This is a genomic window from Streptomyces sp. NPDC002773 (assembly GCF_040295605.1).
Taxonomy (GTDB): Bacteria; Actinomycetota; Actinomycetes; order Streptomycetales; family Streptomycetaceae; genus Streptomyces.
Genome location: NZ_JBEOVO010000004.1, coordinates 223,412 through 249,928, shown reverse-complemented (window position 1 = coordinate 249,928; position 26,517 = coordinate 223,412). Strand labels below are relative to the sequence as shown.

General features: G+C 71.9%; 18 protein-coding genes. 8 read left to right on the top strand and 10 right to left on the bottom strand.

The window, feature by feature from the left end:
* Positions 1-8: 8 nt before the first annotated feature.
* From ABT034_RS08030 to ABT034_RS08000, 7 genes are all read right to left on the bottom strand, one after another.
* Positions 9-1,298, bottom strand: a complete 1,290-nt coding sequence (locus ABT034_RS08030) for an MFS transporter (protein WP_351212477.1) — start codon at positions 1,296-1,298, stop codon at positions 9-11.
* 155 nt (positions 1,299-1,453) lie between these two features.
* The gene (locus ABT034_RS08025; RefSeq protein WP_351212475.1) at positions 1,454-2,803 is read right to left on the bottom strand and encodes an alkaline phosphatase family protein; all 1,350 of its coding nucleotides are present in this window, start codon (positions 2,801-2,803) and stop codon (positions 1,454-1,456) included.
* Positions 2,804-2,939: 136 nt separating this feature from the next.
* Positions 2,940-3,857 (bottom strand): LysR family transcriptional regulator, encoded by a 918-nt coding sequence (locus tag ABT034_RS08020; protein WP_351212473.1) that lies wholly within the window; start codon positions 3,855-3,857, stop codon positions 2,940-2,942.
* Between the two features lie 139 nt (positions 3,858-3,996).
* Positions 3,997-4,833 (bottom strand): class II fructose-bisphosphate aldolase, encoded by an 837-nt coding sequence (locus ABT034_RS08015; protein ID WP_351212471.1) that lies wholly within the window; start codon positions 4,831-4,833, stop codon positions 3,997-3,999.
* 68 nt (positions 4,834-4,901) lie between these two features.
* Complete coding sequence (locus ABT034_RS08010; RefSeq protein WP_351212469.1) at positions 4,902-5,873, bottom strand: SIS domain-containing protein; 972 nt, start codon at positions 5,871-5,873, stop codon at positions 4,902-4,904.
* A gap of 53 nt (positions 5,874-5,926) precedes the next feature.
* On the bottom strand, positions 5,927-6,859 hold the full coding sequence (locus ABT034_RS08005; RefSeq protein ID WP_351212467.1) for a 1-phosphofructokinase family hexose kinase: 933 nt from the start codon (positions 6,857-6,859) through the stop codon (positions 5,927-5,929).
* Positions 6,856-7,812, bottom strand: coding sequence for an ROK family protein (locus ABT034_RS08000; protein ID WP_351212465.1), 957 nt, complete (start codon positions 7,810-7,812; stop codon positions 6,856-6,858). The genes ABT034_RS08005 and ABT034_RS08000 overlap by 4 nt, the downstream gene beginning before the upstream one ends.
* 282 nt (positions 7,813-8,094) lie before the next feature.
* Between ABT034_RS08000 and ABT034_RS07995 the strand changes: the two genes are divergently transcribed.
* From ABT034_RS07995 to ABT034_RS07970, 6 genes are all read left to right on the top strand, one after another.
* Positions 8,095-8,892: a DeoR/GlpR family DNA-binding transcription regulator gene (locus ABT034_RS07995; RefSeq protein ID WP_351212463.1), complete on the top strand. Its 798-nt coding sequence runs from the start codon at positions 8,095-8,097 to the stop codon at positions 8,890-8,892.
* A 331-nt stretch (positions 8,893-9,223) separates the two neighbouring features.
* A complete protein-coding gene (locus ABT034_RS07990) occupies positions 9,224-10,486 on the top strand; it encodes an extracellular solute-binding protein (RefSeq protein ID WP_351212461.1) in 1,263 nt (420 codons plus the stop codon).
* Between the two features lie 36 nt (positions 10,487-10,522).
* Positions 10,523-11,437, top strand: coding sequence for a carbohydrate ABC transporter permease (locus ABT034_RS07985; RefSeq protein WP_351212459.1), 915 nt, complete (start codon positions 10,523-10,525; stop codon positions 11,435-11,437).
* Positions 11,437-12,357: a carbohydrate ABC transporter permease gene (locus tag ABT034_RS07980; RefSeq protein ID WP_351212457.1), complete on the top strand. Its 921-nt coding sequence runs from the start codon at positions 11,437-11,439 to the stop codon at positions 12,355-12,357. The genes ABT034_RS07985 and ABT034_RS07980 overlap by 1 nt, the downstream gene beginning before the upstream one ends.
* A gap of 100 nt (positions 12,358-12,457) precedes the next feature.
* A complete protein-coding gene (locus ABT034_RS07975; protein ID WP_351212455.1) occupies positions 12,458-13,372 on the top strand; it encodes an ROK family protein in 915 nt (304 codons plus the stop codon).
* Positions 13,373-13,531: 159 nt separating this feature from the next.
* Positions 13,532-15,670 (top strand): family 20 glycosylhydrolase, encoded by a 2,139-nt coding sequence (locus tag ABT034_RS07970; RefSeq protein ID WP_351212453.1) that lies wholly within the window; start codon positions 13,532-13,534, stop codon positions 15,668-15,670.
* Between the two features lie 169 nt (positions 15,671-15,839).
* On the opposite strand, the gene ABT034_RS07965 is transcribed toward ABT034_RS07970, so the two are convergent.
* A complete protein-coding gene (locus ABT034_RS07965) occupies positions 15,840-16,568 on the bottom strand; it encodes a GntR family transcriptional regulator (RefSeq protein WP_351212451.1) in 729 nt (242 codons plus the stop codon).
* A gap of 160 nt (positions 16,569-16,728) precedes the next feature.
* Between ABT034_RS07965 and ABT034_RS07960 the strand changes: the two genes are divergently transcribed.
* Positions 16,729-18,789 (top strand): alkaline phosphatase D family protein, encoded by a 2,061-nt coding sequence (locus ABT034_RS07960; RefSeq protein ID WP_351212449.1) that lies wholly within the window; start codon positions 16,729-16,731, stop codon positions 18,787-18,789.
* Between the two features lie 50 nt (positions 18,790-18,839).
* On the opposite strand, the gene yicI is transcribed toward ABT034_RS07960, so the two are convergent.
* Both yicI and ABT034_RS07950 read right to left on the bottom strand, forming a co-directional pair.
* Positions 18,840-21,122 (bottom strand): alpha-xylosidase, encoded by a 2,283-nt coding sequence (yicI, locus tag ABT034_RS07955; protein ID WP_351212447.1) that lies wholly within the window; start codon positions 21,120-21,122, stop codon positions 18,840-18,842.
* Positions 21,119-24,037, bottom strand: coding sequence for a glycoside hydrolase family 3 C-terminal domain-containing protein (locus ABT034_RS07950; RefSeq protein ID WP_502972843.1), 2,919 nt, complete (start codon positions 24,035-24,037; stop codon positions 21,119-21,121). Before ABT034_RS07950 ends, yicI begins: the two co-directional genes overlap by 4 nt.
* A 223-nt stretch (positions 24,038-24,260) precedes the next feature.
* On the opposite strand from ABT034_RS07950, the gene ABT034_RS07945 reads away from it, so the two are divergent.
* The gene (locus ABT034_RS07945) at positions 24,261-26,246 is read left to right on the top strand and encodes a beta-galactosidase (protein ID WP_351212443.1); all 1,986 of its coding nucleotides are present in this window, start codon (positions 24,261-24,263) and stop codon (positions 26,244-26,246) included.
* The last annotated feature ends 271 nt before the right edge of the window (positions 26,247-26,517 follow it).

The window sequence follows — 26,517 nt, the reverse complement described above, 5'->3', positions numbered from 1 at the left end:
GTCTCCGCCTAGCGTCGGATGGTGAGGGCCGTCAGGGCGCTGCACGCGCAGGCTCCTGCGACGATCGGGAAGATGAGGCTGGTGTCGCCGGTGCTGTCCATGAGACCGCCGATCAGGGGCTCGGCCGCGCCGGCGAAGAGATAGGCGAAGCAGTTGACCACGCCCGTCGCGGTGCCCGCCATGCGCTTGCCCGCGATGTCCGGGCAGAGGGCCCAGAAGGAGGACTGCGGGCCGTAGACGAAGAATCCGGTCAGGAAGAGGAGCACGATGCCGGTCGTCGTGCCGAGCGGAGCCGCGTACATCGTCATCGCCATGAGCGCGCCGACGACCATGAACAGGATGATGGGCCGGTCCCGGCGGGCGCCGAACAGGCGGTCGGAGATCTGGCCGTTGACCAGGGCGCCGGCGGCCATGCCGACGGGCAGCGCGACCGAGATCCACAGCGGGCTGACGCCGGTGTCGGCCTTCTTCCAGTCCTCGCCGAGGAAGTACACGGGCACCCAGATCAGCAGGCCGTACCGGGCCGCGTTCTGGAAGCCGATGGCGATGCCGGCCGACCAGATCCTGGGGTTGCGCAGCACCGCCTTGTACCGCTGGAGGCTGTTCTCGCCGCCGGCGGCGGCCGCCGCGTCCTCGGCGGCCTCCTCGGCGCTCGGCGCGTGGGAGGCGGGCGGGGTGACGCCGGCCTTCGCCGGACTGTCCCGGGCGACGAGGTAGAAGGTGATGCCGCCCACCAGCATCAGCAGGACGGGAACTCGGAAGATCCACTGCCAGTCGAGGTCGAGGGTGTCCACGACGATCGTCGACGTGACGAACGCGAGCACGGAGGCCATGCCCGCGGCGAAGGTGTAAAAGCCGAAGCTGCGGCCGCGCTCGTTGTGGGACCACCAGGTGGAGATGACCCGTCCGCCCGACGGCCAGCCGAAGGACTGGGCGAAGCCGTTGGCGCCCCAGAACAGCGCGAGCGACTTGGCGCCCACGGAGAAGCTGGTGCACCAGTTGAGGAGGGTGGACAGGATCGCGCCGGCGCTCATCATGCGCCGGCCGCCCCATTTGTCGGCGAGGTTGCCGTTGATCATCTGCCCGGCGGCGTACGACCAGAGCAGGATGCCGCTGATCGCGCCGAGGGTGGCCTTGCTCAGACCGAGGTCCTCTTCGATGCCCGGGATGGCGAAGCCGAAGGTCTGCCGGCCCGTGTAGAAGAAGAAGTAGCAGAACATGGCCGCGAGGAGCATGCGCCACTTGAGCCGCGTGTACGCGTGTTCCGTGAGGGGCTGGGGACTTCCGGTCCCTGACATGGTCTTTCCTGAGTTGGACATGGATGCCAACCGATCTGCGAAGAGACTACGCGATCCACCCTGGGTGGTTGGGGGGCGCGGCGGGAGAGGCGGCGCCAGGGGCCGTGCGGCCGCCGGTCGGACCCGGTCGGACCCGTCGGCGGCCGCCCCGGACGTCAGACGGCGTACCGGTCCTCCTCGCGGGCGGCCAGCGTGGTGGCGACCCAGAAGGCGTCGTAGTTGTGGATACGGGCGAGGTCGCCGAAGGGGGTGTCGAGCGGCTCCGGCTCCGGCAGGCGCCGGTTGACCAGGAACGGGATCTGCAGTTCGCCGAGGGCGCCGTGCGACCGCAGCGGCGCGTCGAGGCCGCTCAGGTCGTGCCAGGCGGCGAAGCGCCCGAGGGCGGTGCCGGCCTCGGCGAGGATCACGATGTCGCCGATGCGGTCGGCCGGCAGGGCGAAGCGTGCGGCGGCCTCCTCCCGGCCGTGGACCTCTTCCACGCCGACGAGGTCGCGGAGCGCGGCGATGACGGCCGCGCGGTCGGCGCGCTCCGGCAGGTAGACGCTCGCGAAGGAGCCGAGGGCGCCGTGGTGCACCGTGTACGGGTCGGTGATGGGCAGGATGACCCGCAGGTCCTCCGCTTCCGTGTCGGCGTCGATGCCGAGGATCCGGCGGACCTCCTCCTCCACGTAGATCACCTGGGCGACGCCGGACTCGTCGGTCTTGGCGCTCATGCCGTGGTCGGCGGTGAGCACGACGGTCGCGCCGAGTTCGGCCAGCTTCCCGGCGTAGTGGTCGATCTGCTCGTAGAGGTCGTTGGCGGCCTCCGTACCGGGCGCGTTCTTGTGCTGGATGTAGTCCGTCAGGGACAGGAACATCAGGTCCGCGCCGCGCGTCTCCAGGATCTTCACGCCGGCCGCGAGGGCGAACACGCTCAGGTCGGCCGAGTAGACGGTCGGCAGCGGCCTGCCGACCAGGTCCAGGACGTCACCGATGCCGTTCTCCTCGACGGTGGCCAGGTCGGCCTTCTCCGCCGAGAAGCAGATGCCGCGCCGGGACGGGGCGACGAACGGTCCGGAGGAGCCGTCGAGCGCGGGGCCCTCCTCGACGAGACCGGCCCCGAGAAGGCGGCGCAGTTTGTCCTTGGCGGTCACCACGACCACGTCGAGCCCGGCCTCGTTGGCGGCGGCGAAGACGGTCGGCGCGCGCAGGAAGCGCTTGTCGTTCATCAGCACCTCCTCGCCGAGTCCGGTGTCGAAGATGTAGTTGCCGCTGATGCCGTGCACGCTGGGCGGCCGGCCCGTCGCGATCGACACGTTGTTGGGGTTGGTCAGGGCGGGCATGGCGCAGTGCGCGGGCCACGACGTCCCCTCGCCGTCCAGGACCTTGCTCAGCCAGGGCATCTTCCCGGCCGCCATGGCCTCCAGGTGGTAGTCGGGCTCGCTGCCGTCGATGCAGATCACCACCACGGGGGCGGAGGGCCTGGTGTAGGTCCTGCCGTTGACTGCGAACGTCTCTGCGGTCACGCGTGCTCCTCGGTGCGTCGCTCGGGTGGTTCCCGGCAACGAGCCTGCGGGGCCGGTCGCGGAGGGGGAACCCCCGTTTCGGCTATGAGGACTATTCGGCACGCTGCCTGTACGCACGACGCCGCGAAGTCGCAGCTCAGCCGTGGGGCGGGGTGGCACCGGGCCAGCTCTGCTGCTCCCGGACCAGCTCCATGAAGGCGTTCTCGGCCGGGGAGAGGATGCGGTCCCGGCGGCGTACGAGCGAGATGACGCGGGGTTCCGTCGGCTGCTCCGTCGGCAGGACGACGAGGGTGCCCGCCCGTCGTTCGTCGGCGACCGCGTGCTCGGAGATCAGGGTGATGCCGAGCCCGGCCCGTACGCACCGCTTGAGGACTTCCGGGCCCCACGCGTCGGTGTGGGGCGGGGCTTCGACCCCCCACCGGGCCAGGGTGAGCTCCTGCACCTCACGGGTCTGGGAACCGGGCTCCCGGAAGACGATCCGTTCACCGGCGAGCATCTCTCCCGTGACGGGGCCCCGGCCGTCGAGGGGGTGGCCCGGCGGGGCGACGAGCACCATCCGGTCCTGGAGGACGGGCTCGCCGATCAGGCGCGGTTCCCCCGGGGCGCCGGCCACGACCGCGACGCCCACGTCCCCGTTCACCAGGTGCTGCGTCACGGTCGAGTTGTTGCCGACGAGGACATGGCTCTCGATGCCGGGATGCCGCCTGCGGTACTCCGCCAGCAGGTCCGGCAGCAGATAGGTGCCCACGGTCGTCGAGCCGCCCACCACGAGCCGTCCCGTCTGCAGGCCGCTGAGCTGCTGGACGGCGGAGACCGCCTCGTCGGCGAGGAGGAAGACGCGGGCCGCGTACTCGGCGAGGAGCTCCCCCTCGGCCGTGGGCCTGATCCGGGCGGTCGAACGGTCGATGAGGGTGATCCGCAGGGACTCCTCCAGCTTCCGCACCTGGTTCGACACGGACGGCTGGCTCATGTACAGCTTCTGGGCGGCGGCGGAGAACCCCTGCTGCTCGATGACGTGCAGGAAGATCCACAAGCGGTGCAGGTCGAGTGTCACGAGACGCGTTCCAGCCGTGCGAGGTGCGGGTCAGGGCAGTCATAGCCGATAGCCGCGGCCCGCACCAACGCCCCTCCCGTGAGTCGCCCCCGCCCCGGCCGTCGGCGGCGGCCGATCAGCCGTCCGGTCAGGCGTCCGGTCAGGGGCCCGCGAGAACCGTGAGCAGACGGGCCACCTCGGCTGCCACCGCGTCGCGGGCGGGGCCGAGGTACCTGCGCGGGTCGGCCACCTCGGGGGACGCCGCCAGGCGTTCGCGCACGGTCCGGGTGAAGAGCTTGTTGAGGTGGGTGGAGATGTTGACCTTCGTCATGCCCGCCGCGACGGCCTTGGCGAGGTCGGCGTCGTCGACGCCCGAAGAGCCGTGCAGCACGAGGGGCACGTCGAGCGCGCCCCGCAGCCGGGCGATGAGGTCGAAGTCGAGGACGGCGTCCCTGCTGAGCATGGCGTGCGAGCTGCCGACGGCGACGGCGAGCGCGTCGACGGCCGTCGTCGCGGCGAACGCGCGGGCCTCGTCGGGGTCGGTGCGGACGCCGGGGGCGTGCGCCCCGTCCTTGCCGCCGACCTCGCCCAGTTCGGCCTCGACCCAGACGTCGGCGCGGTGGCACCGCTCGGTGACGACCCGTGTCGCGGCGACGTTCTCGTCGTAGGGAAGCTTGGACGCGTCGAACATGACGGACGTGAAGCCGAGCGCGACGGCCTCCGTGACGAGGTCCGCGGACTCGGCGTGGTCGAGGTGGACCGCCACCGGCACGGCGGCCGCGCGGGCGAGGGCGAGGGCGGCGAGCCCGATGGGGGCGAGTGAGCCGTGGTAGCGGGCGGTGTTCTCGCTGATCTGGAGGATGACGGGCAGCGCCGCCCGCTCGGCTCCGGCGACGATGGCCTCGGCGTGTTCGATCTGTACGACGTTGAACGCGCCGACCCCGCGGCGGGCGGCGTGTGCGGGGCCGACGATGTCGTCGGTGGAGGTCAAGGGCATGAAGGTCTTCCCCAATACGGTGGTGGTGCGCGGGCTTCCTGCGGCTCTTGGGCCGAAGGCGGCGTCGCTCAGGCGGATTCGGTGGCGAGGATCACGGAGCGGCTGAGGTTGCGGGGCCGGTCGGGGTCGTAGCCGCGAGCTTCGGCGAGGAGGACGGCGAGGCGCTGGGCGACGATCAGATCGGCGAGCGGGTCGAGTGCGGCGGCCTCGCCCGTGGAGGGGGACGGCCCGTCTGCCGAGAGGGAGACGAGGAGGCCGCCGACGCGTGCGATGTCGTCGGCGAGGCCGTCGGGCGCCGGGCCGAACAGCCAGGCGACGCGGCCGGGGCCGGTGATGCTGATGGGGCCGTGCCGGTACTCCATGGCCGGGTACGCCTCCGTCCACGCTCCGGCGGCCTCGCGCATCTTCAGGCCCGCCTCCAGGGCGAGCCCGTAGGTCCAGCCGGTGCCGAGGAAGGTGAACTGTTCGGCGCCGGTCACCTCCGCGCCCAAGGGGAGGTCGAGGGCGCGCTGAGCGTCCTCTACGGCCTGGGCGAGCGGCCGTACACCGGCCGGCAGCGCCTGCTCGGCCTCCAGGTGCGCGCGCAGCAGGACGAGCGCCGTGGTCGCGAACCGGGTCTGCACGACCGACTGCTCGTCGGCGAAGTCGAGTACGGCGACGGCGTCGGCGGCCGTCATGACGGGCGTCGCCGGGTCCGCGGTGAGGGCGGAGGTCGCGACGGTTCCCTTGACCTTCGCAAGGAGGTCCAGGACCTCGGTGGTGGTGCCGGAGCGGGTGATGGCCAGGATCCGGTCGTAGCGGCGGCCGGTCGGGAACTCGGAGGCGGCGAACGCGTCGGTCTCGCCGTGGCCGCCGCTCTCGCGCAACTGCGCGTAGGCGTGGGCCATGAACCAGGAGGTGCCGCAGCCGACCACCGCGACGCGTTCACCGCGCCGGGGCAGGACATCGGCGTACGAGGCGACGGCCTCGGCCGCGCGCCTCCAGGTCGCGGGTTGGGAGGCGATCTCGACGGAGGTGAGGGAGGTTTCGTGGGTGGTCATGCGAGGTCCTTACGTTCGGAGGGACGTGGAAGGGGGTCAGGTCAGGTCGGGTCTCACACGCGGTCGGCCGTGCGCTCCTCCACCACGGAGACCGCTGGGAGAAGCCGGTCGTGGACCGCGGTGTCGATGTCACCGGCGACCGGGCAGGGAACCGCGGCGGCGGACAGGGCCACCGCCTGCCGCAGGATGTCCGGCCATGCGGAGCCGGTCGCGAGGCCGGCCGCGATCGCGGCCACGCAGGCGTCACCGGCGCCGGTCGGATTGCCGGAGAGCCGCTCCGGGGGCGCCGCCCGCCAGCTGCCCGCGGGGGTGAGCGCGTACAGGCCGTCGGCGCCGGCGGAGGCGACGACCGTCCGGGCGCCCCGGTCCCGCAGGGCCGCGGCGGCCGCCGGGAGGTCGTCGCGTCCGGTCGCCGCCGCGATCTCGTCGGCGTTGGGCTTGACGACGTCGGGGCGGGCTCTCAGCGCCTCGACGAGGGCGGGGCCGCTCGCGTCGAGCACCGTGTGCGCTCCGGCCGCCGCGGCCGTGCGGATCAGCCGTGCGTACGCGTCCGTCGGCAGACCGGGCGGGAGGCTGCCGCTCAGGACGGCCACGCGTACGCCGGTGAGCAGCGAGGCGAAGTGGCGGGCGAAGAGCTCCCATTCGGCGGGATCCACGTGCGGGCCCCGCCCGTTGAAGACGGTGGCGTCGCCGTCGTCGCGCGAGACGACGGCGAGGGTGCGCCGGGAGTCGCCTGCGACGTCGAGGAACGCCTCGCGGACGCGGGCGGCGCGCAGCTCCTCGCGGATCAGGCGGCCGGTGGGTCCGCCGACGAGGCCCGTCGCCAGGGGGTCGTACCCGAGGGTGGTGAGGACGCGGGCGACGTTCACTCCCTTGCCGCCCGCTCGTTCGTGCACGGTGTCGACCCGGTGGGAGGTACGGGGCCGCAGGCCCTCGACGCCCCAGGTGACATCGAGGGCGGCGTTGAGCGTGACGGTGAGGATCATGGCGTGGGTACTCCCGTCCGCGGGGTGGTGGGGGTGCGCCCCGCTGCCCGCAGGGCGGCGAGGCCGGCGCCGAGGCACCCGGCCCAGTCGCCCAGTTCGGCCCGGACGAGTGCGGGTGGGCGCTGGAAGGTGAGCCGTTGGCCGAGCCCGGCCCGTACGGGGTCGAGCAGGAGGTCGCCGGCTTCGGCGAGACCGCCGCCGAGCACGATCGACTCAGGCGCGAGCAGGGTGGTGGCGGTCGCGAGGGCGTCCGCGAGGCCGTCGGCCGCCCGCTGCCAGACGGCTCGCGCGACGGGGTCGCCCCGTACGGCGAGGGCCGCGACGTCGGCGGCGCCGGTCACCGCCCGGCCGGCGCGCGCGGTGTACGCGGCGGCGACGGCGGTGGCGGATGCCACGGTCTCCAGACAGCCGGTGCCGCCGCACGCGCACGGTCGTCCCCCGGGCTCGACGGCGACATGGCCGAGTTCGCCCGCGTAGCCGCCGGAGCTGATGGGTTCGCCGTCGCAGACGAGGGCGGCCGCGATGCCGGTGCCGATGGCCACGAAGAGCACGTCGCGCGCGCCGCGGGCGGCCCCGAGGGCGCGTTCGGCCAGGCCGCCCGCGCGCACGTCGTGGCCCAAGGTGACGCGGATCCCGGTGCGTTCCTCCAGGAGAGCGGCGAGCGGGAGGTCGCGCCAGCCGATGTTCGCCGACCACAGGGCCCGTTGCCGCTCATCGTCGACGATGCCCGGCACCACCACGCCCGCGTGGTGCACCGGCAGTTCTCGTTCGGCGGCCATGGCGTTCAGGGTGAGCAGGGTGTCGGTGATGGCGTCGACGACGGCGAGCGGTCCTTCGGCGCGCGGCGTCGGTCGGCGCACCGTCTCCAGCGGTCGCAGGCCGTGGTCGAGGACGGCCCCCTTCATTCCGGTGCCGCCGACGTCGAGGCCGAGTACGCACCCCTGCGCATCCATGAGTATCGAACCCTCTCGATGATCGGAGCTGCTCATTATCCGGTGGCAATGAGCAACTTCCAGCAGCTTGTGTGACTGGAGTATCACGTGCCCGGGCCCTTTCCGTCCAGGACTCCGGGGCCCGAATTCGACGGCGTGCGCGGATCTCTCCCGTGCGCCTGCGCGATCCTCGGCGTTACGATCAGCTCCGCGCATGTCTCCCGAGGGGGCCGGTCGACCGGTCGCGCAGACGGTCCATGTCCCTCGGCATCGGAGTTTCAGGGCACGGAGGGGAAGCGGCGCATGTCCAAGCAGGAGCGATGGAGCAAGCTGCTGGAGCTGCTCGCGGTCGACGGCAGGCTGGAGGTCGAGGGCGCGGCCGCCACGCTGGCCGTGTCACCGGCGACCATCCGGCGCGACCTCGACGAACTCGCCGAGCAGCAGCTGCTCGTCCGTACGCGCGGCGGGGCCATCGCGCACGGCGTCTCGTACGAGCTTCCGCTGCGGTACAAGTCCTCACGGCAGGTCTCCGAGAAGCAGCGCATCGCGAGCGCGGTGGCGGACCTGCTGACTCCGGGGGACGTCGTGGGTCTCAACGGCGGGACCACCACCACGGAGGTGGCGCGGGCCCTGACCCTCCGGGCGGGCGGCCCTTCGGAGCGCGGGGAGAACGCCACCGGGCCGATGTTCACCGTCGTCACCAACGCCCTGAACATCGCGAGCGAACTGGCGGTCCGGCCCCAGTTCAAGATCGTGGTGACCGGTGGCGTGGCACGGCCCCAGACGTACGAGCTGGTGGGCCCGCTGACCCAGGGAGTCCTGAACCAGGTGGTGCTCGACGTCGCCGTACTCGGCGTCGACGGCGTGGACCCGCGGCTCGGCGTGATGACCCATCACGAGGACGAGGCCGGCATCAGCAGGCTCCTGGCGGAGCGCGCCCGGCAGGTGATCCTCGCGACGGACTCGTCCAAGATGGGCAAGCGCGCCTTCGCCAGGATCTGCGGCCTCGACCGGATCGACGTGCTCGTCACCGACTCCGGCCTCGCGCCCGACATGGCGGCGCGGCTCACCGAGGCGGGCATCGAGGTCATCAGCGTCTGAGGCCCCCCGTCCGAGGTCCCACCCGCCCACTCACCATGCGTTCCACTGAGGGCGCCCCCGTCCGTTCGCGCGGCGGGGGCGCCCTTTCGCGCATGCCGTGGCAGCCCACCGCGCCCGCATCCTTCGCCGACGCGGTCACATATGCATCTTTTACGTAACGGGCCTAGTCTCGCGCCGCCTTCGTCATGTTTACTCTGACCACAGCAGATGCTCGTTAATGAGCGAACCCACGGTAAACAAGCCAGGTTTGAACACGCTCCGGATCTGCTGCAGTTCCCAGCCACACGGCCGCGTCGCCTCCGACCGGTCAGGAGACAAGGCGGTTCTGACGATGAACAAGCGGATGATCACGGCGGCCTGTACGTGCGCTCTCGGCGTCCTCACCCTCACGGCCTGCGGCAGCGGCGGAGGCGCGTCGGAGAACGGCGACGTGACGCTGAAGCTGGTCGCGGCCGACTACGGCGACAAGGCGTCGAACAGCTCGACGGCCTACTGGAAGGACGTCGCGCAGCGCTTCACCGCCGCCAACCCGAAGATCAAGGTCGATGTCCAGGTCATCAACTGGAACGACATCGACTCCCAGGTCAAGACGATGATCCAGAGCGGCAACGTCCCGGACGTCCTCCAGACCGGCGGCTACGCCGACAAGGTCGCCGACGACCTGCTCTACAAGGCGGACGAGGTCCTGTCGGAGAAGACCCGCGCCAATCTGATCGACAGCTTCGCCAAGGCCGGCGAGGTCGACGGCACGCAGTACGGCATCCCGTTCGTCTCCTCGGCGCGGGCCTTCTTCTACAACAAGGCCATCTTCGCCAAGGCCGGCATCACCGAGGCGCCGAAGAGCTGGGACGACCTCAAGGCCGCCGCCGCGAAGATCAAGGCCAAGGTGCCCGGAGTGACCCCCTACGCGCTGCCGCTCGGTCCCGAGGAGGCCCAGGGCGAGTCGCTGATCTGGGAGCTCGGCAACGGCGGTGGCTTCACCGACGCCAAGGGCGCGTACACGCTGGACAGCAAGGCCAACATCGAGTCCTTCACCTGGCTGAAGTCGAACCTCGTCGGCCCCGGCCTCACCTACGCCAACCCGGCGACGACGGACCGCAAGACGGCGTTCGCGGACTTCGCGGCCGGCAAGACCGCGATGCTCAACGGTCACCCGTCCCTGATCCAGATGTCCAAGGACGGCAAGGTCGACTACGGGGTCGCGCCGATCCCCGGGAAGACGGGCGCGCTCACGTCCACGCTCGGCGTCGCCGACTGGATGATGGCGTTCAAGGACAACGGACACAAGGAAGAGGTCCGCGCGTTCCTCGACTTCGCGTACTCCAAGGAGAACACGCTGAAGTTCGACGAGACGTACAACCTGATGCCGGTCACCGAGGACACCCTCAAGGAGATGACGAGCAACGGCAAGCACAAGGACCTGGAGCCCTTCTTCGCCCTGCTGCCGAACGCGGTCTTCTACCCGCTGGGCGACACCTCCTGGGACGCCGTCTCCGCCGAGATCAAGAAGAGCGGCGGCACAGCCGTGAACGACCCCGCCAAGGTCCTGGGCGAGCTCCAGAAGAAGGCAGAGGACGCGGTCTCCGACCAGTAGCCCCCGCGCACCGCACTGTCACGGAAGGCACCCTTCGTGTCCAGCACTTCCTCCACCAAAGGCCCCCGCCGCAAGGGCCGGGGCGGCCTGGCCCGGCTGGGGCCGCTGCCCTGGATCGGCCCGGCCGTCCTGCTCATCGTCCTGGTCGTGCTCTGGCCGGTCTACGAGATGGTCCGCACCTCGTTCCTGAAGATCAGCAGCAGCGGCTTCGTCCGCGGCTCGGCCGGCTTCGACAAGTACAAGCAGCTGTTCGAAGAGCCGTCACTGCCCTCGGTCGTCCTGTCGACCGTGGTGTGGACGGTGGTCGTGGTCACCGCCACCATGGTGATCTCGCTCGCCCTGGCCCAGCTCTTCAACCAGCAGTTCCCGGGCCGCCGCGTCACCCGCTGGGCGCTCATCGCGCCCTGGGCCGCCTCGGTCGTGATGACCGCCATCGGCTTCAAGTGGATGCTCAACCAGACCGCCGGCGTCCTCAACACCCTGATGACCGACCTCGGGCTCGTCGACGGTCCCAAGGACTGGCTGGGCGACCCCGCGACTGCCTGGCCCTGGATGATGTTCGTCGCCGTCTTCGTCTCCCTGCCATTCACCACGTACACCCTGCTCGCCGGATTGCAGACGATCCCGGGCGAGATCTACGAGGCGGCCAAGGTGGACGGCACGAACACCTGGCAGACGTATCTGCGGATCACCCTCCCGCTGCTGCGGCCGGCGTTCCTCGTCGGTGTCGTCATCAACCTGATCAACGTCTTCAACTCGTTCCCCATCATCTGGAGCATGACCCGCGGCGGCCCGGACAGCGACACCGCCACCACCACCGTGTTCATGTACCAGCTCAAGAACTCCGACATCGGCCAGTCCGCGGCGATGTCCGTCGTGAACTTCGCCCTCGTCGTGGTCATGGTCGTCGTCTTCCTCAAGGCCAGCCGCTGGAACCAGGAGGAGAGCTGATGGCCCAGCACACCCTCGACCCCGCGGGGACGACCACCCGGAAGGCCCCGGCCCCCGGCCCCGGCGCGGGCGGGCCACGGCCCGGCGCGCCCCGGCCCCCCCGCACCCTGCGCCCGCGGACCCTGCTGATCACCGCCGTCGCCTGGCTGCTCGCGGCCGTGTTCCTGATGCCGTACGCGGAGATGGTGATCACCGCGCTGCGGCCGGCGGAGGAACTGCGGGACGCGACCTATCTGCCGAGCGCCTTCGAGTGGGCGAACTTCGTCGACGTATGGCGCGAGTCGCACCTCGGGGCCAACCTCCGGGTCACGCTGCTCGTCGCCGCCGGCTCCACCCTGCTCGTCCTGCTCGTCGCCGTCCCCGCCGCGTACTACACGGCGCGGATGAGGTTCCGGGGCCGGAAGCTGTTCCTGCTGCTCGTGCTCATCACCCAGATGTTCCAGCCGACCTCGCTGCTCGTCGGTCTGTACCGCGAGTTCTACCAGCTGGACATGCTCAACTCCGTCTGGACCCTGATCCTCTGCAACGCGGCCTTCAACCTGGCCTTCGCGATCTGGATCCTCACCGCATACTTCGCCTCCATCCCCGAGGCGCTGGAGGAGTCGGCGATGATCGACGGTCTCGGGCGGGGCGGGGCGCTGCTGCGGATCACCCTGCCGCTCGCGATGCCGGGGGTCGTCACCGCGATGATCTTCACCTTCATCGCCGCGTGGAACGAGTTCGTCATGGGGCTCACGCTCTCCACGATTCCGGAGAGCCAGCCGCTGACGGTCGGCATCAACAGCTTCATCGGCAACTACACCGTCCAGTGGAACTACCTGTTCGCCGGTTCGGTCATCGCCATCGTGCCCGTCGTCATCCTGTTCGCTCTCATCGAGCGGAAGGTCGTCTCCGGCCTCACCGCCGGATCCGTCAAGTAGCGCCGTGAACACGGTAGTTCGAGGGGAGCGGGAGCCGCCGGCGGCGGCGGTCCGCCCGGGTCCTCCAGCCGTACGACGCCGGCGCGCGGACCACGGGACCGTGATCGCCCTGCACGTGGGAGGCACCCTCATCCGGGGGTGCGTCCTGGGGTCCGACGGGTCCCCCCGGGCCACGGAACGCTGGTTCACCCGTCCCGAGCGGGGGCCGGACGCCGTCGTCGAGAGCGTCCTCGCCTCCGCCGCCTCGCTCGCCGAGCGCTGCCGGCCCCTCGCCGCGGGCGTGGCCCTTCCCGGTGTCGTCGACGAGGCGTCGGGGCGGGCGGTCCGCGCCACCGCCCTGGGCTGGCACGGCATCCCGGTCCGGGACTGGGTGGCCGAGCACCTGGACCTGCCCGTCGCCGTGGGCCACGACGGGCGTACGGGGGGACTCGCCGAGGCGCGCGCGGGAGCCGGCGGCGACTGCCGGAACTTCCTCTACGTCTCGATGGGCGACGACTTCGCGGCGGCGCCCGTCGTCGCCGGCCGGGCCGTCCCCGGCGAGGACGCCCGTGCGGGAGAGTTCGGCCACGTCGTGGTCCGGCCGGAGGGCGGCGACCCCTGCCACTGCGGTCGTCACGGATGCCTGGAGACGGTCGCCTCCACCACCGCCGTCACCCGGCGGTACGCGCGGATGACCGGCTGGCGAGGAGTCACCGCCCGCGAGGTGTACCACCGGGCCGACGCGGGGGATCCGCATGCCCGCGTCATCTGTACGGACGCCGTGGACGCGCTGGTAGGCGCCCTGGCGACGGAGGTCCGCCGTCACGCCTCGGAAAGGGTGGTCATCGCCGGCGAGCCGGCCGAGGCGGGGACGTCGGGCCTCGCGTCGCTCCGGGCGACGCTCGCGCGCCGCCTCGCCTCCCCCACCGTGCCGGACCTCAGGCTCGCGCGGTTCGGGGACATGGCGGCGTGCGTGGGGGCCGCCTTCCTGGCCCGGGACATGGTGACCGAAGGTCACAAAACTACGGCCGGGTAGGTCTTGACGCTCCCCCGACCCCCTGCCACCTTTTGATTGAAGTTGCGCACAACAGCTGAAGTTGAAGCAACTTTACGCACATATCGCGCGCATCGCGCCCCGTCGGCCGCCCCTCCCCGGGTGCGCCGCCCTGTGCCCTTCCGTCCGAAGGAGTCAACCATGCGCTGGTTGAACCGACGAAGCAGACACCTCGCCGCTCTCGCCGCAGCCGTCCTCACCCTTCCGCTCCTGCCGGCCGCGGCCTCGCAGGCGGCGGCCGCTCCCCCCGAGCCCGCCCGCGCCCCCTCGGCCCTCATACCGCAGCCGGTCTCCCAGGAGGCGCTCAAGGGCAAGGGCTTCACGCTCACCGACCGCACCCGTATCGCCGTCCTGTCGAAGGACCCGGCGGCGGTGGGCGTCGGCACCTACCTCGCCCGACAGCTCGCCCCGGCCACCGGCCTCTCCTTCCCCGTCGTCACCGCGCCGCGGACGGTGAAGCACGCCGTCGTCCTGGACCCGAACGGCCCGGAGTCGCTCGGCGCCGAGGGGTACACCCTGACGTCCGGCAAGAACGGGGTCGTCGTACGGGCCCACGGCGCCGAGGGCCTGTTCCGCGGTGTGCAGACACTGCGCCAGCTCCTCCCGGCCGAAGTGGAGTCACCCACCCGGCAGACGGGTCCCTGGACCGTCGCCCCCGTACGGATCTCCGACGCGCCCCGCTACCCGTACCGCGGCGCGATGCTGGACGTCGCCCGCCGCTTCTACCCCGTGGACCAGGTCAAGCGGTTCATCGACCAGGCGGCCGCGTACAAGATCAACACCCTGCATCTGCACCTGACGGACGACCAGGGCTGGCGCATCGCCATCGACGAGATCCCGAACCTGACCAAGGTGGGCGCCAGCACGCAGAGCGGCTTCACCGGCGGCCAGGGCTGGTTCTACTCGGCGGCGGACTACAAGGAGATCGTCGCCCACGCGAAGTCCCGGTTCATCACGGTCGTGCCGGAGATCGACGGCCCCGGCCACACCTGGTCCGCACTGGCCTCGGTGCCCGAGCTGAACTGCGACGACAGGGCGAGGCCGCCCTACTCCGGCTTCGACGTCGGCGTCAGCCTCTACTGTCTGAAGGACGAGCGGCACACGGCCGAGACGAGCCGCTTCCTGAGCACCGTCATCAAGGCGGTGGCCGAACTCAGCCCCGGCCCGTACATCCACCTCGGCGGCGACGAGACCCCGGACGCCACCCCCGAGCAGTACGCCGCCTACGTCGAGGCGGCGACCTCGGAGGCCACCGCGCGGAACAAGACCGTGATGGGCTGGCACCAGCTCGGCCAGGCCACGATCCCGGCCGGCAGCATCATGCAGTACTGGGGCGAGGAGGAGGACCGGCAGAGCATCGGTACGGCGAAGGAGACCGAGACCGTACGCTTCGTCCGCAACGGAGCGGCCCAGGGCGCCAGGTTCGTCATGTCGCCGTCCGACCACGCCTACACGGACATGAAGTACGACGTGTCCACCCCCTACGGGCTGAGCTGGTCCGGCTACGTGCCGGTGCGGAAGTCCTACGAGTGGGACCCCGAGACCAGCACCGCCAAGCCTGACGGCACCGGCTCGATCGTCCCGGCCGGCCAGATCGCCGGCGTCGAGGCCGCACTGTGGGCCGACCGCGCCTACGAGGGCAGCCACGCCCTGCCGACCCCGGCCACCCGCTGGCCCGAGCCCTCCGCCTACACCGACTACATGAGCTTCCCCCGTCTTCCCGCCCTCGCCGAGGTCGGATGGACACCGCAGGCCGACCGCGACTGGAGCAGTTTCCGCCAGCGCCTGGCCCAGCACGGCCCGCGCTGGACGGCGGCCGGGATCGGCTACCACCCCGCACCGGGCGTTCCCTGGCCAGGCAAGGTCAAGGTCGTCGAGGGCGCGCACACCGTCGAGACCGGGGGCAAGGCACTGGACAACCCGGGCGGCTCCACCAGCGCCGGCACCGCGATGGTCATGTGGGCGCCGAACCGCGGCGGCAACCAGACCTGGACGTTCACCCGCCGGTCCGAAGGCGTCTACACCATGGCCAACAAGACGTCCGGGATGTGCGCGGACGCGGGCGACGGCTCCGGCCCTGCCGGTACCGCCGTCGTCCAGCGGCCGTGCACGGACGCGGCCGGCCAGCAGTGGAGGGTCACCGCGCTCGGGGACGAGGAGTACAGCATCGTCTCCGTGGCCAGCGGGCTCCTGCTCACCGCCGTCTCCGCCACCGACGGCGCCAGGGTGACACAGCAGGCGGACACCGGCGGGCCGCTGCAGCGCTGGTCGATCGAGTAACCCCCGCCTCCCCCTGCCCCCTCCCCCTGCCCTCTGCCCTCGCACAGGGCCTGGACTCCCCGCTCCGGACGAGCCTCGCGCCAGTCCGGAGCGGGGCTTCGTGCTGCCCGAGGCCCGCCGCCCACTGCCCGCTGCCCCGCTACCCGCTGCCCGCACGAGGCGGGAGGCGTCACAGCATGGCGGTGCGGGAGCCCCGGGTGTTCCGTACCGTCACCGTGGCGATGTCGGAGCGGTAGCGGTCGTCGGACCATTCGATCGGCGCGCCGTGCGAGTCGGTCGTCAGTCGACGCTCCCTCAGCAGGGGAAATCCCTCGGGTACGTCGAGCAGCTGGGCGTCGGTGGCGTCGGCGGGCACGGCGTCGAAGGTGTGCCGTGCCGAGTGCAGATCCACCCCCTGCTCCGTGAGCAGCGCGTAGATCGAGCCCGCGTCCAGATCGGCTTCGATCAGCCGCCGCCCGATGGGCTCGACGTAGGTCATGCGTTCCAGCATCGCCGGGCGTCCGTCGAGCAGCCGCAGCCGCAGGAGCTGGACGGCCAGGTCGTCGGCGTCGATCTCCAGGGCCGCCGCGATCTCGGGTTCGGGCCGCCGCAGGGCGATCTCCTGGAGCCGCTGCCCCGGCACGTACCCCGTCATCTCCGCGCGTCGAGTGAAGGAGAGGAACGATTCGAACGGCTGGGCGGGCACCGCGTCGAGCACCGTGGCCCGCCTGCCCTGGCCGCCGCCGATGAGGCCCTCGTCGCGCAGCGCGGCGAGCGCCTGCCGTACGGGTCCTCGCGACGCGGTGAACTCCTCGCAGAGCTGGGCCTCCGACGGCAGCGACTGACCCACCTCGATCTCGCCGCGGCGGATGCGCCGGCGCAGTTCGGCGGCGATGGACTGGTGCAGAGGGGTTGCCATGTCCGCGACCTTACCCGGCTCGGTTCGCCGCGCTCCCGGGCCCGTCCGACGCGAATGAACATCCCGGAAACTTGTAGATACAAGCCCTTGCGCTCCATGACAACTACTGCCAGCTTTCCCTCGTACGCACTCCGCGACCGTTCAGCGAGGGAGACCACCGATGGCTGAAAAGGGCATCAACAGAAGGCTGTTGCTCGGGGGCGGCGTCGCCGTCGCACTGAGCGCCGCCGTCCCGGCGTCCGCGCTGGCGGCCGGCGAGGCACCGCTGCGCGCCGCCGTCCTGGAGTACACCGACCAGTGGACCCGGGCCACCGGTCTCGCCGAGCTGCTGCGCCGGGCCGGGTTCACGGTCGTACCGCTTGACCTCACCCGCCCGGCGACCGGGCAGCCCGAGCCCGTGGACCTCATGGCGTTCGGCAGCTTCACCAACAACGACGCGGCCTACCGTACGTACGTCGCGGAACACGGCACCTCACTGCGCGAGTTCGCCGCCGACGGCCGGGTGGTCCTCGACCTGGCGCAGTCCGACCAGCTGGGTGCCTCCGTCGCCTACCTGCCCGAGACCCTCGGAGCCGTACGGACCGACTCCGACTACGACACCATCCACCCCACCGCGCCGGACCACCCGCTGGTCGCCGGCCTTCGGACCAGCGGCGGTCTGCTGTTCACCGGCCGGAACACATCCGTCCGGGTCAGCTGGGAGACCGTCAAGGAGTGGCGGTCGATGCGGGTGCTCATGGCCTGCGACGCCACCGGGTTCCCGCCGGCACTGCTAGAGGGACGGCACGGCAGCGGCCGGTTCCTGGTCTCCAGCCTCACCGTCGACAAGTGCTTCGACGCCACCGGCGCGGTCACGCAGCCGGCTGCGGCCGTCGAGGACAGCGCCGCCTTCTTCGCCGCGCTCGCCCGCTATGTCCGCCTGGTACGAGCCGGGGCGGCGCCCGCCGTCACGCCCACCCCCATGCCGCCCGAGGCCCCGGCCGGGCCGCTCGTCGGGCACGTCGAGACCACCAAGGCGCGGATCTGGGCCCGCCCCGGTCTCGACCCCGCCCTCCACCCGCGCTGGCTGTGCACCTTCCGCACCGGGCTGCGGCCCCGGCGGACCGTCAACGCCGAGCTGTCCACGGCCAACGACCACACCCTCCTGGTCGACCTGCACGGCCTCCGCCCCGGCACGACGTACGAGTTCAGCCTCGAACCGACCCGTGCCGCGCCCGGATTCACGCCGCTGACCGGCTCGTTCACCACCGCTCCCCCGCCCGGCCGGCCGGCCGTCGTCACCATGGGCATGGGCTCGTGCGCCCCCTCGACCCCGGACCGCGTCTGGACGCGCATCATGGACGAGGGCTGCGACAGCTTCGTCATGCTCGGCGACACACCGTACGTGGACACCTCCGACCTCGCCGTCGCGCGCCGCAAGCACCGCCAGTTCCTCGTCCAGCCGGAGATCTCGCGGCTCGTCCGCTCCATGCCGGTCTGGGCCACCTGGGACGACCACGACTTCGGCGGCAACGACAAGCACGGCGACTACACCGGCAAGGCGAACAACCGCACCGCCTTCGTCGACCACCGCGCCAACGCCACCTTCGGCCACGCGGCCGACGGCACCCTCCTGACGACCCGCGAGGCCGGCCAGGGCATCTACACCTCCTTCCGCCGCGGCCCCGTCGAGGTCTTCCTCCTCGACCCCCGCTGGTTCAGCCGCACGGAACCCAGCTGGGCCGACCCCGCCGAGCCGACCTGTCTGGGCCGGGTGCAGTGGGACTGGCTCCGCGAGGGCCTGCGGACCAGCACGGCCCCGTTCAAGGCCCTGGCCACCGGCATGATCTGGGACGACAAACAGAACAGCGAGTCCGACGACTGGGGCACCTACGCGCACGAGCGGGACGCGATCCTCGACTACATCACCGCCGAGCGCATCCCGGGCTGCTTCCTCATCGGCGGGGACATCCACGTCTCCCGCGCGCTGAACTACGGCCCCCGTGTCGGCTACGACCTCTGGCAGTACATCGTGAGCCCCCTGCACAACAGCACGATCCCCAGCCTCAACGTCCCCAGCCCCCACCTCGTGCACAGCGCCGTCGAACCGCACACCTTCCTCAAGCTGGTCGCCGACACCACCGTCAGCAACCCCACCCTCACGGCGACCTGGATCAACCGCGACGGCCGGAAGCTCTTCGAGGTCCACCGCACGGCATCGGAAATGGGCCACCGGGTGTAGGGATGCCCGCCGGGCGGACCCCGCCATGCTTGTACAGACAAGCGCGACGGTCAGTCCTCGTAGGGGAGAACTGCCTCCAGGGTGTCGGCGGGCCGGGCGTGAAGGGTGCCGCCCGGGCCGCCGGCGCGCAGCTGCCACGGGTGCCGGCTGCCGGTGGTCACGTGGAGGCGGTCGCCCCGGCGGCACAGGTGGAAGCGGGCCGCCTCGCCGGGGCCGTCGGCGGCCGGGATCACGACGGTCCGCTCGGCGCCGTCGGCGAAGGCGTGCACCCGTAGTTCGACTCCGTCCGCCCAGGCGGAGACGGGGTGCTGGTCGTCGGCGCCGAACGGAAGGACGGAGCCGGGGCGGGCGAGGAGCGGCAGGGTGTGGAAGTCGTACCGCTCACGGACCCAGCGGGGGCCGGTGATCCGGGCACCGGTGAGGACGTTCGTCCACGGCCCCTCGGGCACGTAGTACTCGACCGTGCCGTCGTCACTGAAGACCGGGGCGACGAGCAGGTCGTCGCCGAGCATGTACTGCCGGTCGAGCATGCCGACGGCGGGGTCGTCGGGGAACTCCAGGACCATGGCCCGCATGACGGGGACGCCGCTGGTGTGCGCCTGCTGGGCGGCGCGCTGGAGGTAGGGGGCGAGGCGGTGCTTGAGCAGGGTGAACTCGCGGGTGACCTCGACGGCCTCCTCGCCGTAGTCCCAGGGCACGCGGTACGACTTGCTGCCGTGCAGGCGGCTGTGCGAGGAGAGGAGACCGAACTGCACCCAGCGCTTGAAGACGGTGGGGGTCGGCGTGCCCTCGAAGCCGCCGATGTCGTGGCTCCAGAAACCGAAGCCGGACAGACCGAGGGAGAGTCCGCCGCGCAGTGACTCCGCCATGGCGTTGAAGTGGGATTCGCAGTCGCCGCCCCAGTGCACGGGGTACTGCTGGCCGCCGGCGGTGGCGGAGCGGGCGAAGAGCAGCGCCTCGCCCTCCCCGCGTACCTCGCGCAGCAGCTCGAAGACCGCCTGGTTGTAGAGCTGGGTGTAGTAGTTGTGCATCCGCTCCGGGTCGGAACCGTCGTGCCAGACGACATCCGTGGGGATCCGCTCGCCGAAGTCGGTCTTGAAACAGTCCACGCCCTCGTCGAGCAGGGTGCGCAGTCTGCCGATGTACCAGGCGCGGGCGGCGGGATCGGTGAAGTCGACAAGGGCCATGCCGGGCTGCCACAGATCCCACTGCCATACGGTGCCGTCCGGGCGGCGCACCAGATGACCCTCGCGCATGCCTTCCTCGAACATGGCCGACTTCTGCGCGATGTACGGGTTGATCCAGGCGCTGATCCGCAGTCCCCGCTCCTTGAGCCGGGCCAGCATGCCGGCCGGGTCGGGGAAGGTGTCGGCGTCCCACTCGAAGTCGCACCACTGGTAGGCGCGCATCCAGAAGCAGTCGAGGTGGAGGACGCTCAGGGGGATGCCGCGCTCCGCCATGCCGTCGACGAAGCGGTTGACGGTGGCCTCGTCGTAGTCGGTGGTGAAGGAGGTGGTCAGCCAGAGCCCGAGGGCCCAGGCCGGGGGCAGGGCGGGGCGGCCGGTGAGCGCGGTGTACCGCTCCAGGATCCGCTTCGGGGTCGGGCCGTGGACGACGAAGTACTCGAGCGACTGGTCCTCGACGCTGAACTGCACCTGGCCGACCGCTTCGGAGCCGACCTCGTAGCTGACCTTGCCCGGGTGGTTGACGAAGACGCCGTACCCCCGGTTGGTCAGATGGAAGGGGACGTTCTTGTACGCCTGTTCGCTGCTGGTGCCGCCGTCGGCCTGCCAGATGTCCACCGTCTGGCCGTTCCTGACGAACGGAGTGAACCGCTCCCCGAGTCCGTAGACCAGTTCCCCCACTCCCAGGGCGAGTCGGCCGAGCATGAAGTGCCGGCCTTCGTCGTCGGTGACGAAGCCGGTGCCGCGCTCCCCCGCGGAGGTCAGCACCCGCCCGTCGGCGGTGAAGTCGAGACGCCACGGCTCGGCCGTGTCCACCCGCAGCGTCAGGTCACCGGCGACGAGCTCGACGACCCCGCCGTCCCGGCGCACCTTGCCCGCCCCCTGCTCCGCTCCGGGCAGCGCGAACTCCGGACCCCGCCGTACGGAACCGGCGTGGTGGGTGGCGCGTACCCCGATCACGCCTTCGGCGGGCGACCAGCACTCGACGGTGAGCAGCGGACTGTTGAGGGTGTCGCCGCGACCCCGAACATGCTTCACCGGTGCGTAGAGCGTCATCCGGTGCTCGTCGGCCCGGATGTCCGCGACCTCGGCGGCGTAGCGCGCGGTACGGCCCGGGCGCATCAGCCAGTACCCGTCGGTGAACTTCATCGGGAGGTCCCCTCCGTACGCGACGCCCCGTGCGCGGCGGTCGGGCCCCGATTCCCCTCGGAGGCCTCACCGAAGCGGAAGGCGGCGAGGCGGAAGGCGCCGTGCAGCGTCAGGCGCAGGTCGTGGACACCGTCCGGCGGCGCGGTGAACCCGGCCGCGCCGGTCGTCCAGGTGTAGCGGTCGCCCGTGACCGGCACCCTGATCTCCGCCAACCTCCGTTCACCGGCGTGGATTTCGAGGCGTGCCTCCCGCGGTCCCTCGTCCTCGCGGGCGGTCTCGACCTCCACGCGTACGGCTCCGGAGAGGTCGACGGCGCGGAAGAGGAGCGTCGCGGGCCGCGTCGCCGGGTCGGCAGGGGTGACGGCGTCGCCATCGGCGCGGGTGGCGTCAACGATGGTGGTGTGCTCGTGGTCGTCGAAGTCGACGGCCAGGGTCCGGCGTCCGACGACCGGGCGGGGCCCCGGGGCCTCCCCGGTCACCGTGAGCGGTGCGGTGAGGACGGGGTTCCCGGCGGAGCGGGCGACGGTGAGCTCGTATCCGCCGGGGTCGACGGTGAAGGCACCGGTGGCGACGTCCCAGTGGGCGAGCCGCTCGGCGGGCAGCCGGAACGTGAGTTCCCGGCTCTCCCCGGGCTCCAGGCGGATCTTGCGGAAGTCGGCGAGGCGCCGCCGGGGGGCCTCGTAGCGGGCGTCCACGGCCCGGACGTAGAGCTGGACGACCTCGCTGCCGGGCCGCGGGCCGGTGTTGGTCACGGTCACCGTGACGTCGACCGTGCCGTCCTGGGTGATCGACGGGTGTGACAGACGCAGGTCGCGGTGGGAGAAGGCGGTGTAGGAGAGGCCGTGGCCGAAGGGGTAGAGGGGGGTGGCACGGTGGTACTGGTAGGTCCAGCCGCCCTTGATGATGTCGTAGTCGAGCGGGTCGGGCAGCGGGTCGTCGCCCCGGTACCAGGTCTGCGGCAGGCGGCCCGAGGGCTCGGCCCGGCCGAGCAGCACGGCGGCCAGGGCGTGGCCGGTCTCCTGCCCGCCGTGGGACGTCCACACCGCGGCGGGCAGGTGCTCTTCGGCCCAGTCGACGGCGTACGGGTAGCTGCTCATCACCACGAGCGCCGTCTCCGGGCGGGCGGCCGCGACCGTGCGCAGCAGTGCCTCCTGTGCCTGGGGGAGGTCGATGCCCGCCCGGTCCTCGGTCTCCCGGCCGTTGATCAGCGGGTGGTTGCCGAGGACGACGACCGCCGCGTCCGCGGCTTCGGCCGCCGCCCGCGCCTCGGCCGTGCCGTCGCGCAGCAGCTCCCGCTGCCAGCGTTCGGCGGCGTCCGGGGTCTCGGCGGTGACGGTCACCCGGCCGTCGGTCGGGTCCACGGCGGCGTAGCGCCCGGTGAGGACGGAGCGCAGGAGCAGGCCGTGGTCACCCCCTCCCCCGCCCGCCGCTTCAAGGCGGAAGGTCTCGTGGATCTCCCAGCTCTTCAGCAGTTCCTGGTCGGCCGCGAGGGAGCCGTCGTCCCCCAGGCTGAGGTAGCGGCCGGTGTCGGCGGCCCGCAGCGTCAGTACGCCGTGGCCCCAGTCGACGACGTCGAACGCGGTCTTGCCCAGGAGTTCGCCGGTGGTGCGGGAGCGCAGCGCGATCCGGTCCGAACCGTCCACATGGATCACCTCACCGCCGTGCGCGCCGAGTTCCGCGGCGAGTCCTGAGGCGATGCCGACCTGGTACGGCATGGTGCCGCTGTACCAGTCCTCGCACAGCGTGTCGGCGAGCGGGCCGACGACGGCGATCCGCGGTGCCCGCGCCGGGTCGAGCGGCAGCAGGCCGTCGTTCTTGAGCAGCACCACCGACTCGGTCGCGGCGCGCCTCGCCAGGGCGCGGTGCTCGGGGCAGTCGATCACCTCGGGGCCGATCGCCGCATAGGGGTCGAGGTCGGGCTCGAACTCGCCGAGTCTGAAGCGGAGTTCGAGTTGGCGTCGGACCGCGCGGTCCACGTCGGACTCGTCGATCAGGCCACGCTCCAGGGCCTCGCGGAGCCGGCCGAGCGGTGTCGCGCTGTCCTCGCCGTGGTCGGTGAAGCTGTCGATGCCGGCCTTGAGCGCCGCCGCGTGGGACTCGGCGTGGTCACCGAAGTAGCGCTCGGGGTCGACGAGGTTGGACGGGGCCTCTGCGTCGCTCACCACGAACAGCTCGTGGCCGGTCGGCCGCGCCCAGCGCCGGAGTTCGGTCTCGATGAGCGGAGTCACATGGCAGGGGCGGCCGTTGACCAGGTTGTACGCGGCCATGGCGCCGGTCGCGACACCGGCGGCGACGACGGGGCGGAAGGCGGCGAGGTCGTACTCGTGCAGCACGCGCGGACGCAGCCCCGAGGAGGTGGTGCAGCGCTCGTCCTCGTTGTTGTAGGCGAGGAAGTGCTTGAGCACCGGGGCCGCGCGCAGATAGGCCGGGTGGTCGCCGGACAGGCCCCGGCAGTAGGCCTCGCCGAGGCGGGCGGTGTGCGTCGGGTCCTCGGAGTAGCCCTCCTCGTTGCGGCCCCAGCGCGGGTCGCGCAGCAGGTTGAGGACGGGCGCCCAGGCCTGGAGGCTGTTGGCGGCGCGGTCGGGGGCGATCACCGGCGGGCGGTGGCGGTGAAAGGCGCGCAGTTCGACCGAGACCGCCTCCGCGACCCGGTGCACCAGGTCCTCGTCCCAGGTGGCGCCGAGGCCGACGGCCTGCGGGAAGACCGTCGCCTTCCCCAGCCAGGAGACGCCGTGGAGGGCCTCGCTGCCGGTACGGAAGGAGTCGACGCCGAGGCGCGGCACGGCCGGCGCGTACTGGTGGAGCATCGCGAGCCGTTCGTCGGGCGTGAGCCGTTCGAGCAGGTCGTCGACGCGTCGGCGCAGCGGCAGCGCGGGGTCGCGGAAGGGCGGCTGATCGGCCGCGGACGTGGACAGGGAACTCACGTGGGCAACCCCTCGGCAGGCTGGCGGTGGCGACGCTTCATCGAAGCGCTTCGATGCTGACAGGCTCCGGTGCCGGTGTCAACTGCTGCTGCTCCAGGGATTCTTGGATCTGCCCAGGCTCTTGTCGTACGGGAATCGCGTCAATAGCCTCGCCTCGGCATCCAAGCGCTTCGACACAGGGATGCCTACGGCACAAGCTGAGGGAGTGGCTCATATGACGACGCGCCGGCTGACCGACCGGCTCGGCGGTCTCGCTTTCGGTGGGGACCACAACCCGGAGCAGTGGGACGAGGAGGTGTGGAAGGAGGACGACGAGCTGATGCGCCGGGCGCGGGTCAACCTGGCCACCGTCGGCGTCTTCTCCTGGGCCCTGCTCGAACCCGAGGAGGGCCGCTACGACTTCGCCTGGCTCGACACCCAGCTCGACCGTCTGCACGCGGCCGGTGTCGCCGTCGACCTCGCCACCCCGACCGCCTCCCCGCCGCCCTGGTTCACCCTGGCCCACCCCGACGCCCTGCCGGTCTCCCCCGAGGGGACCCGGCTGATCCACGGCAGCCGGGACACCTACTGCCTCGCCGCGCCCGCCTACCGCCGGGCCGCCCTCCGTATCGCGGACGCTCTCGCCACCCGCTACGGCGACCACCCCGCGCTGGCCCTGTGGCACGTGCACAACGAGTACGCGACCCTCTGCTGGTGCGGGCACACCGCGGCCGCGTTCCGGGTCTGGCTGCGGGCCCGCCACGGCTCCCTCGACGCCCTCAACGAGGCCTGGGGGACGGCGTTCTGGAGCCAGCGGTACACGGCGTGGGAGCAGGTCCTTCCGCCCCGCGCCACCCAGTGGCACAAGAACCCCGGCCAGGCCCTGGACTTCCGCCGCTTCTGGTCGGACGAGGCCCTCACCGCGTACCGCGAGCAGCGTGACGCGATCCGCGCGCACAGCGACCGCCCGGTGACGACCAACCTCATGCTGCCCGGCTACCAGAACCTGGACCTGTGGGCGTTCGGTCGTGAGGTCGATCTGGTGGCCGTCGACCACTACCCCGCCGCGCCCGGGGTGGACGCCGCCGCCGACACCGCCTTCGGCGCCGACCGGGCCCGCTCCTTCGGCGGCGGCGCGCCCTGGCTGCTGATGGAGCAGGGCACGAACACCGTGTACGCGGGCGACCGCGTCCTCGGCAAGGAGCCGGGTGACATCCGGCGCCACACCCTCGGCCACATCGCCCGCGGCTCGGAGGGCGCGATGTTCTTCCAGTGGCGCCAGTCCCGCGCGGGATCCGAGCAGTGGCACTCCGCGATGGTCCCGCACGCCGGACCGGACAGCCGCGTCTTCCGCGAGGTCGCGGCCGTCGGGGAGGAGGTGGGCCGCCTGGGCGAACTCGCCGGTTCCACCGTCCGTGCCGAGGTCGCCGTCCTGCACGACTCCGACGCCTGGTGGGCGCTCGAGGCCGACGGGCTGCCCTCGGCCGAACTCGACTACCACGGCACGCTGCGCCGGGCCCACCGGGCGCTGTGGGACGCCGGTGCCACGGTCGACTTCGCCCACCCGGGGCACGACCTGAGCCGCTACCGGCTCGTGCTCGCCCCGGCCCTGTTCCTGCTCTCCGACGCGGGCGCCGCGAACCTGAACCGTTACGTGGCGAGCGGCGGCACTCTGCTCGTCCAGCCTTTCAGCGGCGCCGTCGACGAGCGCCTCCACGCCCGCCTCGGCGGCTACCCGGCCGCTCCGCTCCGGGCGGCGCTCGGCATCCGGATCGAGGAGTACCGTCCGCTGCGGCGGGACGAGGTGACCGTCCTCTCCGACGGCTCGCGGGGCTCCGCCTGGAGCGAGTCCCTGCGTACGGAGGGGGCCGAGGTCCTCGCCACGTACACCGAGGGCATGCTGGCCGGCGGTCCGGCACTCACCCGCCACGGGTTCGGGGCGGGCGCCGGCTGGTACCTCTCCACCCGTCTCGACGACACCGGCTACGCGGCCCTGGTCTCCCGGTTGCTCGACGAAGCCGGTGTGGTCGAGGAGCTGCCGGGGCTGCCGTCCGGTGTCGAGGCCGTCACCCGCCACGCCGTGGACGGCCGCCGCTGGCACGTCCTGGTCAACCACCGCGCCGATGCCGTGCCGCGGCCGGAGCCCGCCCACGACCTGCTGACGGGAGGCCCGGTCGGTCAACTGCCGCCCGGCGGCTGCGCGGTGCTGCGCGCCCGCTGAGGGCCGTCCGGCCGGGTACGGATACGGCCAATGGGGAGGGGCGCGCTCCGAGCAGCGGGGGTGCAGGTCGACGAAAAGCGCGCGGGGCCTGTCCTGGACGGCGATCCGGCGGGGCCGCGTGCGCCGGCGTGCGGCCGGTGTCGCACAAGCATCGCCCGGGCGTCACGGCGCCGTCACACGGCCATCGTCGTCCCATCGCACGTGCGGACCTCGGGGTGGCTTGAAAGTACGAGCCTCAACGCCTGCCGCCCGTACCGCCGTTGATCACCTG

What these genes read in the sequence shown, in the direction of transcription:
- ABT034_RS08030 (WP_351212477.1), bottom strand. Translation starts at nt 1,298, where the DNA reads ATGTCAGGGACCGGAAGTCCCCAGCCCCTCACGGAACACGCGTACACG.
- ABT034_RS08015 (WP_351212471.1), bottom strand. Translation starts at nt 4,833, where the DNA reads ATGCCCTTGACCTCCACCGACGACATCGTCGGCCCCGCACACGCCGCC.
- ABT034_RS08010 (WP_351212469.1), bottom strand. Translation starts at nt 5,873, where the DNA reads ATGACCACCCACGAAACCTCCCTCACCTCCGTCGAGATCGCCTCCCAA.
- ABT034_RS08005 (WP_351212467.1), bottom strand. Translation starts at nt 6,859, where the DNA reads ATGATCCTCACCGTCACGCTCAACGCCGCCCTCGATGTCACCTGGGGC.
- ABT034_RS08000 (WP_351212465.1), bottom strand. Translation starts at nt 7,812, where the DNA reads ATGGATGCGCAGGGGTGCGTACTCGGCCTCGACGTCGGCGGCACCGGA.
- ABT034_RS07995 (WP_351212463.1), top strand. Translation starts at nt 8,095, where the DNA reads ATGTCCAAGCAGGAGCGATGGAGCAAGCTGCTGGAGCTGCTCGCGGTC.
- ABT034_RS07990 (WP_351212461.1), top strand. Translation starts at nt 9,224, where the DNA reads ATGAACAAGCGGATGATCACGGCGGCCTGTACGTGCGCTCTCGGCGTC.
- ABT034_RS07980 (WP_351212457.1), top strand. Translation starts at nt 11,437, where the DNA reads ATGGCCCAGCACACCCTCGACCCCGCGGGGACGACCACCCGGAAGGCC.
- ABT034_RS07970 (WP_351212453.1), top strand. Translation starts at nt 13,532, where the DNA reads ATGCGCTGGTTGAACCGACGAAGCAGACACCTCGCCGCTCTCGCCGCA.
- ABT034_RS07965 (WP_351212451.1), bottom strand. Translation starts at nt 16,568, where the DNA reads ATGGCAACCCCTCTGCACCAGTCCATCGCCGCCGAACTGCGCCGGCGC.
- ABT034_RS07960 (WP_351212449.1), top strand. Translation starts at nt 16,729, where the DNA reads ATGGCTGAAAAGGGCATCAACAGAAGGCTGTTGCTCGGGGGCGGCGTC.
- yicI (WP_351212447.1), bottom strand. Translation starts at nt 21,122, where the DNA reads ATGAAGTTCACCGACGGGTACTGGCTGATGCGCCCGGGCCGTACCGCG.
- ABT034_RS07945 (WP_351212443.1), top strand. Translation starts at nt 24,261, where the DNA reads ATGACGACGCGCCGGCTGACCGACCGGCTCGGCGGTCTCGCTTTCGGT.